Annotated in this window: 1 protein-coding gene; it reads left to right on the forward strand. The window is 45.8% G+C overall.

Going from position 1 to position 821, the window contains the following annotated elements; translation table 11 throughout:
* Positions 1-51: 51 nt before the first annotated feature.
* On the forward strand, positions 52-821 hold a 770-nt coding region (locus A3766_RS20840; protein ID WP_231882946.1), incomplete at its 3' end, for an EAL domain-containing protein.

Consider the following 821-nt stretch of genomic DNA (forward strand, 5'->3'; position numbering starts at 1 on the left):
GACCAGTTTAAGATTGTGAATGACCTCTGTGGCCACACTGCAGGCGACATCTTGCTAAAAAATATTAGCCAGAAGCTGCTTCAAGAAGTAAAAGCGCTCGGGCCTCAGCAGATCATCGCTCGACTGGGGGGCGATGAATTCGGCATTCTCGTTAGCCAAACAAGTCTTCCCAAAGCAAGGCTTATTGCCGAAAGTCTCAGAGAAGCCGTCGAGAAATTTTTATTTATCTGGGAAGGTAAGCGTTACAGCATTGGCGTCAGTATCGGCTTGGTTGAAATATACCCTTATCACCAGAATGTAGAACAACTACTAGCCATGGCGGATGCTGCTTGCTATATGGCCAAAGACCAAGGGCGTAATCGTGTTCATGTATTCATTGAGTCTGATAAAGACCTACAGTTCCGACAGCTCGAAATGCAATGGGTCACAACAATTAAAGAAGCACTAACGAATGATCAGTTCTTTTTAGTCTTTCAACACATTGCGCCCAACCAAGGTCAAGAGCAAAACTTTCATTACGAAATCCTGCTTCGCCTGATCAATAGCAACGGCAACCTTTGTTCTCCAGGCCAGTTCTTGCCCGCGGCAGAACGCTATAACCTCATGCCTAATATAGATCGCTGGGTCATCAAGAATTACTTCGCTTGGTTAGGTAAACACCCCGAGCACTTGGAAAAGCTCGGCTGTGCCAGTATTAACCTCAGTCCACAGAGCATTGGTCAAAAAGAATTCTCAGCTTTTCTGGTTAATCTCTTTGAAGAGAATAAGGTGCCGCCCCATAAAGTCTGCTTTGAGATCACCGAAAGCATGGCGATCACGCA

It is taken from the genome of Oleiphilus sp. HI0132, assembly GCF_001635845.1.